This is a genomic window from Bacillus sp. FSL M7-1020 (assembly GCF_038050415.1).
Classification (GTDB): domain Bacteria; phylum Bacillota; class Bacilli; order Bacillales; family Bacillaceae_G; genus Bacillus_A; species Bacillus_A toyonensis.
The window spans coordinates 1,177,921-1,193,673 of sequence record NZ_JBBOTW010000001.1 but is presented as its reverse complement, the minus strand read 5'-3'; the positions used below and the strand labels follow the sequence as shown (position 1 = coordinate 1,193,673).

Here is a 15,753-nt window from a genome sequence, read left to right as displayed (position 1 = left end):
TACCAAAGGACCATTTTATTTGTCAAACAATTTTTTATATTGTTTTTTTACAGTTTAATTTCGTATCATTTGGTAAGCGCTTTACTATTATCTTCGTTACTTCCCATTCGCCTTCTTCATTATTAAACGTAATAGTTACTTTTTCAAATGGTGGAACAATTTTCCCACCAATCTGTTCGTACTTCGTCACTTCAATAACCGTTTGAAATAAATATGTACCACTATACACTTTTTTTAAACTAATAATTTTAGGACATTGATAAGGTTTCAAACTCCCATATTGTTTTTCAATTGCTTTATTTATTTTCGGAAATAAAACAGAATAAAGTGCATCTTCCATAAGAGGTGCATCATACTGAGCTACTGATACACTCGGTGAAGCAAAGAGTATAAAAATACTGCACATTATAAGATAAAATAATTTTCGCATTATAACCTCCGCACCATTACGCGATACTTTCTATGTTTAATGAATTACAATAATCGCGCATAGAAATTCTATTTTATTGTCTCCTACTTCTCTTTTTCTACTCAATTGTTGCAAAAAAAGCCCACAACCCTCTTTAATTTTCGTATAATGATACTCATAGTATAATAATCATAATAACAAAAGACTGTTCGTATATATAAAGTGAGGCGCTAATCAAACCGGCTCGCAAGAACTGTCATGCTTTCTAGGAGAGGAGTATATTATGCTACAACATCTGTTTCCAAAATTACGATTTGCACTCGTTGCAGTCGTTTTATTATGGATTAAAACATATATTGTGTACAAGCTAGCGTTTGATATTAAAATTGATAACTTCTTTGAAGAATTTATGCTGTTTATTAATCCACTAGCTGCGTTACTTTTATTTTTCGGTTTAGCTTTATTTGCATCTAAGCATCGAAATCGAATTATAATTGGAATTAGTTTTATACTGTCATTTATTTTATTTGGAAATGCAATGTTTTATGGGTTTTATAACGATTTCGTTACCTTCCCGGTTTTATTCCAAACAAATAATATGGCTGATTTAGGGACGAGCATAAAAGAGCTCTTTACGTACAAAACATTACTTTTATTTGCAGATGCAATTATTTTAATGTTTATTTCACGTAAATTCCCATCATTTGGTGATAAAACACCACTTTCACGATCTGAGAAGAGAACTTTCTTTAGCGGTGTAACTGCGTTATTAGCACTACAAATTGTTGTTTCAGTTATTTATAAGCCACAAATGTTCTCACGCTCATTTGACCGTCAAACTGTCGTGAAAAATTTAGGGTTATACACATATCATCTATTTGATATTACGCTTCAATCTAAGTCTTCGGCTGAACGTGTATTCGCAAGTGGCGACGGATTCTCTGAAATTAAAAACTATACAGATGCAAAAGATAAGCAAGTTGATAAAAACTTATTTGGAGCTGCAAAAGGTAAAAATGTAATTTTAATTTCAATGGAATCTACACAAAGTTTTGTTATTAATAAAAAAATAAATGGAAAAGAAATTACTCCATTTTTAAATGAATTTATTAAAGATAGTTTTTATTTCGATAACTTCTATCATCAAACGGGACAAGGTAAAACTTCTGATGCTGAATTTATCGTTGAAAATTCACTTTATCCGTTAGACCGTGGTTCTGTATTCTTTACTCATGCAACAAATGAGTATACTGCCACACCAGAACAATTAAAGAAATACGGATATTCTTCTGCTGTCTTCCATTCAAACGATAAAACGTTTTGGAATCGTGACGTAATGTATCCTGCGCTTGGTTATGACCGTTACTTTAATTTAAATGATTACGTAGGTACGGAACAAATGTCTGTTGGTTGGGGATTAAAAGATAAAGAGTTCTTTGAACAATCTATTCCAAAGTTAAAATCTTTACCGCAACCGTTCTATACAAAATTTATCACTTTAACAAACCATTTTCCATTTCTTCTAAATCCAGAAGATCAATATGTTGATGAGTTTAATTCGGACAGTGGTGTTTTAAACCGTTACTTTCCAACTGTTCGTTACACGGATGAAGCTCTTAAATTATTTATTAAACAGTTAAAAGATGAAGGACTGTATGATAATTCAGTTATTGTCATTTATGGTGATCATTACGGTATTTCTGAAAACCATAACGCAGCTATGGCCCAGTTCCTTGGGAAAGACGCTATTACACCGTTTGATTCTATGCAATTACAACGCGTCCCTCTCATTATTCATGTGCCAGGTCAAGAAGGAAAAACGATTTCTAAAGTATCCGGTCAACTTGATATTAAACCAACGCTCCTTCATTTACTTGGGATTAAAACAAATCAATCCGTTGAATTTGGAACGGACTTATTTATTAAAGAAAAAGATCCACTTATGGTAATGCGTGATGGTAGTTTTGTTTCGGAAGATTATGTTTATACAAAAAACATGTGCTATAAACGAAATACAGGTGAAGAAGCTGCTATATCACTATGTCAGCCGTATATTGAAAAAGCAAAAACAGAATTAAAATTATCCGATAAACTCATTTATGGAGATTTATTACGTTTCGATCCTAACAATCGATATAAAACCGGAACGATGACAACAAAATTTGAATAGTGCAAGAAGCAACTTTATAAAAGTTGCTTCTTTTTCTACTTATTTTCCAAATCATTCTCCCATGAAATCTTTCACAAATTGGTAATTTCTTTCGTATGAGGAAGAAATTTATGGTATGATAAAATAAGTAAACTTTCATACACTAATTAAGAATTTATTACAGAAAGCAAGGGATCAGATTTTGTATAGAGCAGCTATTCCAAACTTATTTACGCTCGGAAATTTATATAGCGGATTTTTATCAATCGGCTATGCATCTTTAGGATATTATAAATCAGCTGCTATTTTAGTACTTATCGGGATGATGTTAGATAGTCTTGATGGTCGTGTTGCTCGTTTATTACGCGTTGATTCACAAATGGGAAAAGAGCTTGATTCACTCGCAGATGTCGTAACATTTGGTGCAGCACCAGCTGTTTTAATGTATTACACATCTTTCTCAAACTACGGAATCATCGGATTATACATAGCGGGATTATTCCCTCTTTTCGGAGCATATCGTTTAGCACGATTTAATGTAACACCATCTTCTACTTCAATGAAATATTTCACTGGAGTACCGATTACAGCAGCGGGAGGGCTTGTTGCTTTCTTAACATTATTTTCACATACCATTCCCAAAATCGTTCTTATTACAGTCTTTGTAACGTTCGCATTTTTAATGGTGAGTCGTATTCGTATCCCAAGTTTAAAAGATGTACCAATTCCAAGATATAGCATCATTATTACATTATTTTTAGTTGGAATCATTATCACAATGTATCAAACAGGGATCGGTAATTTTTCTGTTTTCTTATTCATTGCTATTCCACTATATATTTTGTATATGCTATCTCAATTTATTAGACAAAGACCGTCTAAAAAAGCGAATAAAGAAAAATAATAAAAACAAAAACCTTCCGTATTCGGAAGGTTTCTTTTTATCCCACTATTTGCGGACAACCTGATTAATCGGGAGGCCTTACAAATGAAAGTCTCACTTTATTTTGTAACTAATACTTTTGGATTTACAGGTGTTACAGGTTCTTCACCGTTTAATACAGCTAAAATATTTCTTACTGCCATTTCAGCCATCGCATCACGAGTTTCGAATGTTGCATTCCCTACGTGAGGAGCAAGTACCACATTCTTTAATCCTTTTAGTTCTTCCGTAATTTTCGGTTCAAATTCAAATACGTCAAGAGCTGCTCCTTCAATTTCTTTCGTTTTTAATGCATAAGCAAGTGCTAATTCATTCATAATTGGTCCACGCGAAGCATTTATAATATATGCTGTCTTCTTCATCATTTTAAACTGTTCTTCATTGATCATATGATGTAATTTTGGATTATAGGCACAGTTAATTGTAATAAAATCTGCCGTTTGTAACAGCTCTTCTAATGTTACATATGTCGCTTCTAGTTCAGATTCAGCTTCAAACTTACGATTTGGTCCTGTATATAAAACGTTCATTCCAAATGCTTTCGCACGCTTTGCAACTGCCTTCCCGATTTCTCCAAGACCGATAACTCCAATTGTCTTACCGTGTACTTCGCGGCCCAAGAAAAATAATGGCGCCCATCCGTTAAATCCAGTTGTACGACATAACGTATCTCCTTCAGGAATTCTACGTGCTGCTGCTAAAAGAAGTGCAAATGTTAATTCTGCTGTCGCTTCAGTTGATACTTTCGGTGTATTCGTTACCGCAATCCCTTTTTCTCCTGCATGCAAGTAATCAATATTATCGTAGCCAGCACCATAGTTTGCAACAATCTTTAAATTAGGTGCCGCATCTATAACTTCTTTCGTCACCTTTGTAGAAAGTAAGCTTAACAATGCATCTTTATCTTTTACACGCTCTGTTAATTCATCTAAAGAAATTAACTCTTCTTTATCATACATTTCTACATCATGATCTTTTAATAGTTCTAATCCGATTTCTGGAATTTTCCCTGCTACTAATATTTTTGCCACTACTAACACCTCTTCTATAGAAAATAAGATATCTCTTATATTTCATTGTAAGAAATCCACTTATAAAAACCAAGGAATTTGATTATAGTTTTGAAAATCGACACTTTTCCATGAAAAAAGAGGAGATGCAACTCCCCCCTCTTCTTACGCTTTTTCCTGCGATTCTTTTCCGAGCTTCACATCAATTGTTCCTTCTGCAACTGTATCGCTAATTTGCTCCTCAATAACTGATTGAGATGTAGCATTCGTTTCAGAAGTATAAGCTTGTTGCTGTGCACCTTGTACATTTTGTTTATTTTGTTGTTTCGCCATTTCTTACCCTCCTTTTTTTCTTTCTTATTTTGAACAAAAAGGAATGTTTTCATCAAAAAATCGTGGTTCATTTTGAAATTGTTACTTCTTCTTCAAGTAGTCTCATTACTCTTGCTCGTTTCGTAAATGTTGCGATATGAGTAATACCGTGAGTTCGTAATGTTTGCACATTTTCTTTTACGTATTTCCCTAAATCATTCGGATAATGAGCATCTGAAGAAATAGTAATGGGAACACCATGTTTAGCTAACACTTGTAAATACAGTGGACTCGGGCACATTTCCCGTACAGGATAACGATAGTACAATCCCGCATTTATTTCTGTTGCGGTATTGGTTTCTACTAATGCACAGGCTATTTTCTTATAATAAGAAAGCTGTTCATTCTCATCCAACCTGTAATTAAATACTTTTATGTTATCAAGGTGGGCTATAATATCAAATAACTCGGAACGAACTGCACTCTCAACTGTTTTGAAAAACGTATCATATAGTATATGTAAATCATGCTCTTCAAAATATTCTTTCGTATCTGGATTATCAAACCCCCAGCCGTTTAAAAAATGAACAGACCCAATTACATAATCAAAGTCTCCTAGTGCTAACAATTCTTTTAGCTCTTCTTCACAGCCAATAAAATAATCCGCTTCAATTCCAAGTTTAAGTGTAACGCCTCTTTTACTCCATCGTTCTTTCGCCTCTTCAATCGACTTTGTAAAATCGTATAGTGAAACTACTCTTACTTGGTCTAACCATTCCTTCTGTAAACGCCCAAGCTTCGAATCACTAATATTCACATATTTTTCATAATATACTTTCGACTCATGAAAGCGGTATAAATGATCCACAATCCCAACTTCTTTTATACCTTTTCGCAATGCCTCTTCTAAATATAAATCAATCCATTTCGCTGTAAATGGTCCTTCCTTCACACGTCTTTGCAGGCGTTCTTGCGTCTTCATAAGCCATTCGATAGAATGTCTTTCTTCTTGAAGCGGCTCATAATATTGTAGCGTTTCATTTATTTTGGCAAGCCAACCTATTGAATAAGGCCCTTCTTCTAAATGAAGATGATAATCCACTTTCATACATATTCCCCCTTATAACGTATCTATTTCTTTTCGTTCCCCTACTCTCGAAAGCTTTCCATTTCTTTCTTTCACTTCTTCCATAACATCTTCTAGTGAAATGTTTTTTTCGGCTAATAGAACAAAACAGTGATAAAACACATCAACCATTTCTTTTACTAGTTCTTTTTTATCATTATTTTTAGAAGCAATGATCACTTCAGAGCACTCTTCCCCAATTTTCTTTAAAATTTTATCTTCTCCTTTTGAAAATAAATAATTTGTATATGATTCTGGCACTGGATTTTCCTTTCGGTCTTCAATTGTTTCAAATAATAATTTAAGGACATCTTCCATCTTCATCCCCCTATATAACTTTATAATGAAAACATGTTTTCTCTCCCGTATGACAAGCAGGTCCTACTTGCTTTACAACAACTACAATTGAATCTTGATCACAATCTAAATAAAGGGATTGAACATACTGCATATTGCCCGATGTTTCTCCTTTATTCCATAACGATTGTCTTGAGCGAGAATAAAACCACGTCCTTTTTGTTTCTAACGTCTTTTCATACGCTTCTTCATTCATGTAAGCGAGCATTAAAACTTCTTTCGTATCTTCCTCTATCACCACTGCTGGTAATAACCCTTTTGAGAAGTTAGGCTTCATAGTCGCACCTCAACGTTTGCTTCTCTTAATTTTCTCTTTACATCCTGCACAGTCTCTTCACCATAATGAAAGATTGATGCTGCTAGCGCTGCGTCGACTGTTGTCTTTTTAAATACCTCTATAATGTGATCCGCATGACCACATCCTCCTGATGCAATTACCGGGACGGAAACGCTACTTGAAATTGCTTCTGTTAACTGAAGATCGTATCCATCCTTCGTTCCATCTGCATCCATACTCGTTAGCAAAATTTCTCCTGCCCCTAATTGTACGGCGTGCTTCGCCCATTCGATTGCATCCATTCCTGTATCAACCCTCCCGCCATTTACGTATACATTCCATTTACCTTCTGCTACTTTTCTAGCATCGATTGCTACAACAATACATTGCGAGCCAAAATGTTCTGCACCTTCCTGAATTAGTTTTGGATTCCGTACTGCTGCTGAATTAATTGAAATTTTATCCGCACCGGCTCGTAGCAGATTGTATATATCTTGAACATTAGAAATCCCCCCACCTACTGTAAGAGGAATAAATATTTTTGAGGCAGTTTTTTCTACAACATCTATCATCGTTTTTCGCCCTTCATGTGTCGCAGTAATATCTAAAAATACAATTTCATCTGCTCCCGCATCATTATATAAAGCCGCTATTTCAACAGGATCACCGACATCTTGTAATCCTATAAAATTTACACCCTTTACGACTCGCCCTTCTTTCACATCTAGACATGGAATAATTCGTTTCGCTAACATAGCTTTGTTACCTCTAGCACTTCTTCTAAATCAATTGTATTCTCGTAAAGAGCCTTACCAATGATAACACCATGTATATTCATATCATTTAACCTTTTCACATCTTGAATAGACGCCACTCCTCCAGAAGCAATGAGACGAATACCCACACTTTTTTGCAGTAACCCTAATTGCTCAAAATTTGGTCCTGCAAGTGTCCCATCTCTCGAGATGTCTGTAAATACAATCGTTTGAACACCTATACTCTCCATTTGCTTCGCTAAATGAATATAAGAAATTTCAGACACATCAAGCCAACCTCTCGTTGCTACGAAACCATTTTTCGCATCAATTCCAACAATTATTTTCTCTTTATATAGCCGAACTGCTTCCTCTAAAAATGACTTATCATAAAGAGCAGCTGTTCCTAAAATGACTTTTTCTACACCTGCTAACAATAACTTCTCCACTGCTACAAGCGATCGAATCCCTCCTCCAACTTGCACAGGAATACGTACCGCCCTGCATATTCTTTCAATGATAAACAAATTTAAAGACTCTCCAGCAATTGCACCGTCTAAATCAACAATGTGTAATATTTTCGCTCCAAGCTTTTCAAATATGATCGCTTGCGCAACCGGATCTTCATTCATAACCGTTTCTTTACTAAACTCTCCTTGATAAAGTCTGACACATCGCCCTTCTTTTAAATCGATAGCTGGGAAAATTTCCATGCTTCTACCACCCCTTTAAAATTCTTTAAAATTTGTATTCCGACTTCCCCACTTTTTTCAGGGTGAAACTGCGCTCCAAATACATTTCCTTTCGCTACAAAACCAGGTACTTGCACCCCATACTCGCTTGCCCCATACACAATCCCCTTTGGACAATCTGCATAATAAGAGTGGACATAATATACGAAAGAACCGTCTTCTATTCCATTCCAAAGTGGTATTTCTCCTTCTTTCTTCAATTCATTCCATCCCATATGTGGAATTTTATAAGGCACTTTTAATTTCCGAATAACACCTGGCAATAAACTTAATCCGCTACAGTCTTTTAATTCCTCACTTTTTTCAAATAAAAGTTGCATACCTAAACATATACCAAGGAACGGTTTCCCTAAATTCCCAATCTCTTTTAGCACAAATACTAATTTTTTTTCTTCTAGAACGTCCATCGCTTTCGGAAATGCCCCTACTCCTGGTAAAATAACGCCATCACTTCTCAATATTTCCTCTCTATCATCCGTTACGATATACTCTGCTCCAATATATTTTAATGCCTGTTCCACACTACAAATATTTCCCATCCCATAATCTACAATAGCAATCAATTACAACATCCCCTTCGTTGAATTTACACCAGTAATGTTGTCATTTTTTTCGACTGCCTCTCTAAGCGCTCGACCAAATGCCTTAAATAAAGCTTCAATTTTGTGATGTGTATTACTTCCGTATAAAATACGAGCGTGTAACGTAATATTTGCTGCATGAGCAACTGCTCTAAAAAACTCTTCCGTTAATTCTGTGTCAAAATCGCCTAATTTCGGATTTGTTAACTCGCCTTGAAACACAATATAGGAACGTCCACTTATATCAATTGCGACAAAACCTAAAGATTCATCCATCGGTACATATGCGGAACCGTACCTATTAATACTCTCTTTATTTTGCAGTGCTTCTTTCAAGCAATTTCCGAGTACAATTCCAACATCTTCAACCGTGTGATGTGCATCGACAAACACGTCACCTTCAGCTTCAATTTGTAAACCAAATCGTCCATGCCTTGCAAATAAAGTTAGCATATGATCAAAAAAACCTACTCCTGTTTGAATAGAAACATTCGTACTTTCATCAAGCTGCAAACTTAATTTAATTTTTGTTTCTGTCGTTTCACGTACTTGACTCGACTGTCGCATTATTCTTCCTCCTCAAATCTCATTTGGACTGCTCTTGCGTGTGCATATAAACCTTCTTTATTTGCAAGTTCTACAATATGATGTTGTACATTTTTTAACGCTTCCTCTGTATAAGAAAGAAAGCTTGATTTTTTTACGAAATCATCGACTGATAACGGGGAGAAAAATCTTGCTGTTCCACTTGTCGGTAAAACGTGATTCGGTCCTGCCAAATAATCGCCGAGCGGCTCTGGTGCATATGGCCCAAGGAAAATAGAGCCTGCATGTTTCACATAAGCTAGAGCATTCATTGGCTCTTTTATATGTAACTCTAAATGTTCTGGAGCTATTTCATTTGATAACTTTAGTGCCTCATCTAAAGAAGAAACGATAAAAATGGCTCCATTTCTTTTTATTGATTCACGAGCGATTTCACTTCTTGGTAATGTTTCTAACTGTCTTTCTATCTCTCTTCCTACTTCTTTAGCTAGTTCTATATTCGTTGTAATACAAATCGCTGTTGCCCTCTCGTCATGTTCTGCTTGCGATAATAAATCAGCAGCGATATATTTGGCATTGCCTGTTTCATCAGCGATAACTACAATTTCTGATGGCCCAGCAATCATATCGATATTTACTATTCCGTATACTTCTCGCTTCGCTAAAGCAACGTACAAATTTCCCGGTCCAACTATTTTATCCACTTTCGGAATCGATTCCGTCCCATACGCTAAAGCAGCGATTGCCTGGGCACCACCAGCCATATAAACTTCATCTACACCTGCAAGACCTGCGGCAGTTAATATATGCGGGTCAATTCCTCCTTGCCTTGGCGGTGTTACCATTACAATTTTTTTCACACCTGCCAGTTTGGCTGGCAATACATTCATTAATACTGAAGAGGGATACGATGCCTTCCCGCCTGGCACATATACACCTACATTTTCTAACGGTCTAATGAGCTGCCCTCTAATTATCCCATCACTTTCGCAATCAAACATAGATTGCCTCTTTTGCTTTTCATGATATGAGATAATGTTTTTCTTCGCCTCTTGTAGCGCCTCTAAAAAAGAAAGTTCTACAAACGCACTTGCTTGTTTTATTTCTTCTTCACTTACACGAAAAGTTTTAACATCCGCACCATCAAGCTTTTTTGTATAGAAAGATAAAGCCTCATCTTTACTTTCTCTTACGTTTTGAACGATTTCCCTTACACTTCTTTGAACAGTTTCTTCTATTATATTAGCGTTTTCTCGCAACACTTTTATTTTGGATAATGCCTCCTTGAAGTCTTCATAAATGATCTCCATTGTAAGCCCTCCTATTTCCCTGATAAAATTTCTTGCTCCATCATATTTATAATACTGAATATTTCGTCTTTTTTAGTTTTTAAAGCTGCCTTATTTACAATCATTCGAGCGGATATAGAATACATTTCCTCAAATACAATGAGCCCATTCTCTTGTAGTGTTTTTCCTGTTTCAACAATATCAACAATCGCATCTACTAATCCAAGAAGCGGAGCAATTTCTACAGAACCTTCTATTTTTATGATTTCTATATCTTCTCCCTTTTCGTGAAAATAATTGGAAGTGATGTGTGGATATTTCGTAGCAATTCGTTTCTTTCGGTAACTCTTCGGATTATACGTAGGAATAGAAGCGACACAAAATTTACACATACCCACTCCTAAATCCAACATTTCATATATATCTTTTTCATTTTCCATTAAAATATCTTTTCCAACGATCCCAATATCAGCTACTCCATGTTCTACATAAGTAGCAACATCAACCGCTTTTACTAAAATAAATGAAATGTTTGTATTTTTACTTTGAAAGACAAGCTTTCTCCCTTTATCTTTAAGCTCTGAACAATCAATTCCAATTTTCTCAAACAGCGGAATAACATGTTTCTCTAATCTTCCTTTCGTTAACGCAATTTGAATGTTACGCATGAAGTCTCCCCTTCTTTCTGAACGACCCATTTCTCTTTCCATACATATTCCACCAATGATTCATTCCTTGCCTCAACGACCGTTACTATTTTATTGTTTCTTGCAAATTGAAATGTGTCGTTTAAATTAGAGAATAAAGATAACTGGGCATTCTTCCCGTCCTTTCGAAGTAAGTTTCTTAACCTTTCAGCTTCCGCTAATCTATTTAATTCATAATGTATCATCATATCTATTGGCTCTCGTTCATAAGATTCTTGTTGCTCTTGAAGTGCCTTGACTATTTGATTTACTTGCACCGCGAGGCCAACCGCTGACACCATCTCTCCAAAATTCCCAATTAACTCATCGTATCTTCCACCACTAACAATCTCTTCTCCAATTTCATATATATACCCTTTGAAAATAATACCCGTATAATAGTCCAAATGTTGAATCATGCCTAAATCAATGGATATATAAGGTCCATAGCCTAGCCTTTCAACCGCTTCATATATTTCTTTCACTCTTGCAATGGCCATTTTCATTTCATTACTTGAGGCGAGTTTTTCTGCTTCCTCAATAACCTCTAAATTCCCAAATAACCTTGGTAATTTCTCAAGTAATTTTACTGTTTCATCGCACCGATCTAATTTCTTTTCTCCGATAAAATTTGAGAGAGCAGCATAATTTTTGCTTTCTATATACGTTCTAAGTACTCTCTCTTCTTCATCATGAATAGAGAGCTTTTTTACAATACATTTATATAACTCTACCTGCCCAATTTCGATTGTAAAAGATTGTACCTTCAACCTTTGTAGTGCTTGCATTACACTTATCACACATTCAATTTCAGCTCTTACATTATCAATCCCGATAATTTCAATACCACTTTGTACAATTTCATTATATTTTCCAGACAGAGACTCATTCGCCCGAAATACATTTCCACTATATGTCACCTTAAGAGGCGTATCCCACCTTTGCGTTCCAATTACTCTCGCTAAAGGAATCGTCATATCTGGACGTAACACGATAATCCGTCCCTTTTCATCAAAAAATTTATACATCTTCTCTTCATCTATCGGCCGATTTTGAAAAGCAAACACATCATAAAATTCAATTGTAGGTGTCCTTATTTCCTCATAGCCTCTCTCTAAAAATGTACGTCTTAATTTTTGTTCCACTTCTTCAATTAACGTACATTCTTCAAATAAGTAATCTCTCGTTCCATTCGGATTTGCCCGCTTCCACTTTGTCATCTGAATTCACACGCCCTTCCCTTTCTAATGTATGCCCATTCCATTCACCCAAACCGAAAATAAAAAGAGCCTTGTAGACAAAATACCTACAAGGCTCTTTAGTAGAGTGTAGGTACAACGGGAATAACCCTTGTGCCTACACGTTTTCACGTTAGGTTCAAGGGTTTCATGTATGATGATGTAGTTGTGTAAGCATTTTAATAGATTGTACGATATTCATAATACTTACTCCCTTTCTCCTCTGATTTTTCCATATTATATAACAGTTAATTCTGAATGTAAATACATTTTTAATATTCCGTTATTTCTTAATATAAAGCTACTTTTCTTTCATACTCTTCAATTTCTTGTTCATATTGCATCGTAATGGCAATTTCATCTAGACCATTTAATAATTTTTCTTTCCACATTTTCTCGATTGTAAAATGAAACCTGTGCGTATTTGTAGTAATGACTTCATTCTCTAAATCGACTTCTATTTGATCTCTCGCATTTATTTTAGCAAGTTGTTTACGCATCTCTTTATCCATTACAATCGGTAACATACCATTCTTCATACAATTCATATAAAAAATATCTGCAAATCCCCCTGCGATAATAACGCGGAAACCATAATCAGCAAGGGCCCACGGAGCATGCTCTCTTGAAGAACCGCATCCAAAATTATCACCTGTAATTAATATACTTGCTCCCTTTCGTTCTTGTGCATTAAGGGGAAAATTAGGATTTTCATGGCGCTCATTATCGTAACGCCACTCATCAAATAAATACTTTCCAAATCCTGTCCTTTCAATTCTCTTTAAGTATTGTTTCGGAATAATTTGATCTGTATCAATGTTATCATTCATAAGTACTGCGGCAGTACCTTTATGAATACGAAATGGCTCCATCGTAACTCTCCTTTCTAATATCAACAAAATGCCCATATAATGCAGCAGCTGCTGCCATAGCTGGACTTACTAAATGTGTCCTTGCCCCTTTCCCTTGCCTTCCTTCAAAATTACGATTTGAAGTAGACGCACAATGTTCTCCTTCAGGTACTTGATCTGGATTCATCCCAAGGCACATTGAGCATCCAGGCTCTCTCCATTCAAACCCCGCTTCTTCAAATATGTGATGTAAGCCTTTTTGCATTGCCCGCTCTCTCACACTTTTTGATCCTGGTACAACGAGTGCCCGCACACCTTCTTTTACCTTTTTCCCTTTTACAACGGATGCAGCAATTTCTAAGTCAGATAAACGTGAATTTGTACAAGAACCAATAAAGACATGCTTAACAGGAATTTCAAACGTACTTTGTCCAGGACTCAATCCCATATATGAAAATGCTCTTTCATCATTTTCGTTATGCTTTTCTGGTAACTTTTCATCAATAGGAACACCCATACTAGGATTTGTTCCCCAAGTTACGTATGGAGCTAGACTCGTAACATCTATTGAAATATGTAAATCATAAATCGCATCTGAATCCGTATAAAGCTCCGAACATTTTTCCGTGAAAGATTCATAGTCTTTTGGTGCATATTTACGCCCTTTTACATAAGAAAATGTTTTTTCATCCGGTGCAATAATGCCTGCTTTCGCTCCTCCTTCAATTGCCATATTACAAAGTGTCATTCTCTCCTCCATTCCCATATCACGAATCGTCTCTCCGTAGAATTCCATTACATACCCAGTCCCAACCGCTACACCGTACTTTGAGAGAAGATGTAAAATAATATCCTTTGCATAAACGCCTTTCGGTAACTTTCCTGTTAATTCAATCCCCATCGCTTTCGGTTTTCGTTGCCACAACGTTTGAGTTGCTAATACATGTTCTACTTCACTCGTACCAATACCAAACGCTAGCGCACCGAAAGCACCGTGAGTTGCTGTATGGCTATCACCACAAACAATCGTTTTCCCTGGTTGTGTGAGTCCAAGTTCCGGCCCGATAACATGAACGATTCCTTGCTCTTCATCACCAATATCAGCTAATCGCACCTCAAATTGTTTACAATTTTCACGAAGTGTATCCAATTGCTGCTTCGCAATGCGATCGGTAATATTCCAAATATCTTTCGTTGGAATATTATGATCCATCGTTGCAAACGTTAATTCCGGTCTCCGAACAATTCGATTTGCAAGCCGCAAGCCTTCAAAGGCTTGCGGTGAAGTTACTTCATGAATAAGATGAAGATCGATATATAATAAATCCAATCCATTTTCATTTGTTGTAACTACATGCCTTTCCCAAAGTTTATCTAGCAACCTTTTCCCCATTATCTTCCTCTCCCTACTAGTGCCTGCTCTTCCATTTCTTGAACAACCGCCTTCGTAAATGAAGTTGTCGTCTCATCTCCCCCAATATCAACTGTACATTTTCCAGATTGAAGAACTGCAGAAATTGCCTCTTCAATCGCATATCCTTCTCTCGTTAATCCAAATGATTGCCCAAGCATCATCGCAACCGAACGCATCATCGCAATTGGATTCACTTTATTTTTCCCTGCAATATCCGGTGCTGAACCGTGAATAGGCTCATATAAAGAAGGCCCGTTTTCCGCATGACTCGCTGATGGAAGCATTCCTAATGACCCTGCTAATACAGAAGCCTCATCACTTAAAATATCACCAAACAAATTCTCTGTTACGATAACATCAAATCTCTTTGGGTTCCGAATTAACTCCATAGCAGCTGCATCTACTAAAATATGCTCTAACTCAACATGAGGATAACGAAGAGCGACTTCTTCCGTAACAGTTCTCCATAATTTACTAGATTCTAAAACATTCGCCTTATCAATAGACGTTACTTTTTTCGATCTCTTACTCGCTAATTGAAAAGCATAAGAAACGATACGTTCAATTTCATGGCGATGATACGTAAGTGTATCCGTTGCGACTTCTTCCGTTCGCTCTTTCGGATAAGAAAAATAAATACCACCTGTTAATTCACGAACGACAACGAAGTCAATTTCATCAGCATTTTTTAATGGGGATAAATGCGAAGTTGAGCTTTCTACCGTTACAGGGCGAACATTCGCAAATACACCAAGTCCTTTTCTTAAAGCTAATAATCCTTTCTCCGGTCTTTCTTTCGCACCATCCCAACGAGGTCCACCAACTGCCCCAAGTAAAACCGCATCACTCGCTAAACAAGCGGCAAGTGTTCGCTGTGGTAATGGTTGCCCCGTTAAATCAATAGCAACACCACCAAAGTGCTCATCTTGCAAATGAAAATGATGCCCATATAGTCTCTCTACCATATGCAATACTTCCTTTGCACTTTCCATAATTTCCGGGCCGACACCATCACCAGCTAAACAAACGATACGTTTTTCCAATTTTAACACTCCTTT

At 36.2% G+C, this 15,753-nt stretch carries 18 protein-coding genes; 2 read left to right on the top strand and 16 right to left on the bottom strand.

The features are described from left to right. Window positions 1-34 precede the first annotated feature (34 nt). Window positions 35-430, bottom strand: a complete 396-nt coding sequence (locus tag MHB70_RS06210) for a DUF3888 domain-containing protein (RefSeq protein WP_001228518.1) — start codon at window positions 428-430, stop codon at window positions 35-37. A 262-nt stretch (window positions 431-692) separates the two neighbouring features. On the opposite strand from MHB70_RS06210, the gene MHB70_RS06205 reads away from it, so the two are divergent. Continuing rightward, on the top strand, window positions 693-2,579 hold the full coding sequence (locus MHB70_RS06205) for an LTA synthase family protein (RefSeq protein ID WP_000939071.1): 1,887 nt from the start codon (window positions 693-695) through the stop codon (window positions 2,577-2,579). 181 nt (window positions 2,580-2,760) lie between these two features. After that, window positions 2,761-3,462 carry a CDP-diacylglycerol--serine O-phosphatidyltransferase gene (pssA, locus tag MHB70_RS06200; protein WP_000285424.1) on the top strand — a complete coding sequence of 234 codons (702 nt, stop codon included), beginning with the start codon at window positions 2,761-2,763 and terminating at the stop codon, window positions 3,460-3,462. 98 nt (window positions 3,463-3,560) lie between these two features. On the opposite strand, the gene MHB70_RS06195 is transcribed toward pssA, so the two are convergent. The 15 genes from MHB70_RS06195 to leuB form a co-directional block, all read right to left on the bottom strand. Then, window positions 3,561-4,532: a 2-hydroxyacid dehydrogenase family protein gene (locus tag MHB70_RS06195; protein ID WP_001062842.1), complete on the bottom strand. Its 972-nt coding sequence runs from the start codon at window positions 4,530-4,532 to the stop codon at window positions 3,561-3,563. 144 nt (window positions 4,533-4,676) lie between these two features. Then, window positions 4,677-4,844 carry a YozQ family protein gene (locus MHB70_RS06190; protein WP_001118881.1) on the bottom strand — a complete coding sequence of 56 codons (168 nt, stop codon included), beginning with the start codon at window positions 4,842-4,844 and terminating at the stop codon, window positions 4,677-4,679. 67 nt (window positions 4,845-4,911) lie between these two features. Further along, complete coding sequence (locus MHB70_RS06185) at window positions 4,912-5,931, bottom strand: histidinol phosphate phosphatase domain-containing protein (RefSeq protein ID WP_061530165.1); 1,020 nt, start codon at window positions 5,929-5,931, stop codon at window positions 4,912-4,914. A gap of 12 nt (window positions 5,932-5,943) precedes the next feature. After that, window positions 5,944-6,267: a phosphoribosyl-ATP diphosphatase gene (gene hisE / locus MHB70_RS06180; protein WP_000390407.1), complete on the bottom strand. Its 324-nt coding sequence runs from the start codon at window positions 6,265-6,267 to the stop codon at window positions 5,944-5,946. A gap of 10 nt (window positions 6,268-6,277) precedes the next feature. Further along, window positions 6,278-6,583 (bottom strand): phosphoribosyl-AMP cyclohydrolase, encoded by a 306-nt coding sequence (gene hisI, locus MHB70_RS06175; protein ID WP_000803970.1) that lies wholly within the window; start codon window positions 6,581-6,583, stop codon window positions 6,278-6,280. After that, complete coding sequence (gene hisF, locus MHB70_RS06170; protein WP_000880098.1) at window positions 6,580-7,338, bottom strand: imidazole glycerol phosphate synthase subunit HisF; 759 nt, start codon at window positions 7,336-7,338, stop codon at window positions 6,580-6,582. Before hisF ends, hisI begins: the two co-directional genes overlap by 4 nt. After that, window positions 7,332-8,051, bottom strand: a complete 720-nt coding sequence (gene hisA / locus MHB70_RS06165; protein ID WP_000402302.1) for a 1-(5-phosphoribosyl)-5-[(5-phosphoribosylamino)methylideneamino]imidazole-4-carboxamide isomerase — start codon at window positions 8,049-8,051, stop codon at window positions 7,332-7,334. Before hisA ends, hisF begins: the two co-directional genes overlap by 7 nt. After that, window positions 8,024-8,653 carry an imidazole glycerol phosphate synthase subunit HisH gene (hisH, locus tag MHB70_RS06160; protein WP_000560639.1) on the bottom strand — a complete coding sequence of 210 codons (630 nt, stop codon included), beginning with the start codon at window positions 8,651-8,653 and terminating at the stop codon, window positions 8,024-8,026. Before hisH ends, hisA begins: the two co-directional genes overlap by 28 nt. Beyond that, entirely contained in the window at window positions 8,654-9,238 is a 585-nt protein-coding gene (gene hisB, locus MHB70_RS06155) for an imidazoleglycerol-phosphate dehydratase HisB (protein ID WP_001249957.1), read from the bottom strand. After that, complete coding sequence (hisD, locus tag MHB70_RS06150; protein WP_000402925.1) at window positions 9,238-10,527, bottom strand: histidinol dehydrogenase; 1,290 nt, start codon at window positions 10,525-10,527, stop codon at window positions 9,238-9,240. The genes hisB and hisD overlap by 1 nt, the downstream gene beginning before the upstream one ends. A gap of 11 nt (window positions 10,528-10,538) precedes the next feature. After that, the gene (gene hisG, locus MHB70_RS06145; RefSeq protein ID WP_061530166.1) at window positions 10,539-11,174 is read right to left on the bottom strand and encodes an ATP phosphoribosyltransferase; all 636 of its coding nucleotides are present in this window, start codon (window positions 11,172-11,174) and stop codon (window positions 10,539-10,541) included. Next, window positions 11,150-12,412, bottom strand: a complete 1,263-nt coding sequence (locus MHB70_RS06140; protein WP_000170307.1) for an ATP phosphoribosyltransferase regulatory subunit — start codon at window positions 12,410-12,412, stop codon at window positions 11,150-11,152. The genes hisG and MHB70_RS06140 overlap by 25 nt, the downstream gene beginning before the upstream one ends. A gap of 308 nt (window positions 12,413-12,720) precedes the next feature. After that, window positions 12,721-13,302 (bottom strand): 3-isopropylmalate dehydratase small subunit, encoded by a 582-nt coding sequence (gene leuD / locus MHB70_RS06135; RefSeq protein ID WP_000433201.1) that lies wholly within the window; start codon window positions 13,300-13,302, stop codon window positions 12,721-12,723. Continuing rightward, complete coding sequence (gene leuC / locus MHB70_RS06130; RefSeq protein WP_000520118.1) at window positions 13,280-14,674, bottom strand: 3-isopropylmalate dehydratase large subunit; 1,395 nt, start codon at window positions 14,672-14,674, stop codon at window positions 13,280-13,282. The genes leuD and leuC overlap by 23 nt, the downstream gene beginning before the upstream one ends. After that, entirely contained in the window at window positions 14,674-15,738 is a 1,065-nt protein-coding gene (leuB, locus tag MHB70_RS06125) for a 3-isopropylmalate dehydrogenase (protein ID WP_000415349.1), read from the bottom strand. The genes leuC and leuB overlap by 1 nt, the downstream gene beginning before the upstream one ends. Window positions 15,739-15,753: the final 15 nt, after the last annotated feature.

Bases quoted from the DNA above. Each gene is read 5' to 3' on its own strand.
- hisI (WP_000803970.1), bottom strand. From the start codon at position 6,583: ATGAAGCCTAACTTCTCAAAAGGGTTATTACCAGCAGTGGTGATAGAG.
- MHB70_RS06140 (WP_000170307.1), bottom strand. From the start codon at position 12,412: ATGACAAAGTGGAAGCGGGCAAATCCGAATGGAACGAGAGATTACTTA.
- hisB (WP_001249957.1), bottom strand. From the start codon at position 9,238: ATGCGACAGTCGAGTCAAGTACGTGAAACGACAGAAACAAAAATTAAA.
- MHB70_RS06185 (WP_061530165.1), bottom strand. From the start codon at position 5,931: ATGAAAGTGGATTATCATCTTCATTTAGAAGAAGGGCCTTATTCAATA.
- hisF (WP_000880098.1), bottom strand. From the start codon at position 7,338: ATGTTAGCGAAACGAATTATTCCATGTCTAGATGTGAAAGAAGGGCGA.
- leuC (WP_000520118.1), bottom strand. From the start codon at position 14,674: ATGGGGAAAAGGTTGCTAGATAAACTTTGGGAAAGGCATGTAGTTACA.
- hisD (WP_000402925.1), bottom strand. From the start codon at position 10,527: ATGGAGATCATTTATGAAGACTTCAAGGAGGCATTATCCAAAATAAAA.
- hisG (WP_061530166.1), bottom strand. From the start codon at position 11,174: ATGCGTAACATTCAAATTGCGTTAACGAAAGGAAGATTAGAGAAACAT.
- MHB70_RS06205 (WP_000939071.1), top strand. From the start codon at position 693: ATGCTACAACATCTGTTTCCAAAATTACGATTTGCACTCGTTGCAGTC.
- hisA (WP_000402302.1), bottom strand. From the start codon at position 8,051: ATGGAAATTTTCCCAGCTATCGATTTAAAAGAAGGGCGATGTGTCAGA.
- MHB70_RS06190 (WP_001118881.1), bottom strand. From the start codon at position 4,844: ATGGCGAAACAACAAAATAAACAAAATGTACAAGGTGCACAGCAACAA.
- leuD (WP_000433201.1), bottom strand. From the start codon at position 13,302: ATGGAGCCATTTCGTATTCATAAAGGTACTGCCGCAGTACTTATGAAT.
- hisE (WP_000390407.1), bottom strand. From the start codon at position 6,267: ATGGAAGATGTCCTTAAATTATTATTTGAAACAATTGAAGACCGAAAG.
- MHB70_RS06210 (WP_001228518.1), bottom strand. From the start codon at position 430: ATGCGAAAATTATTTTATCTTATAATGTGCAGTATTTTTATACTCTTT.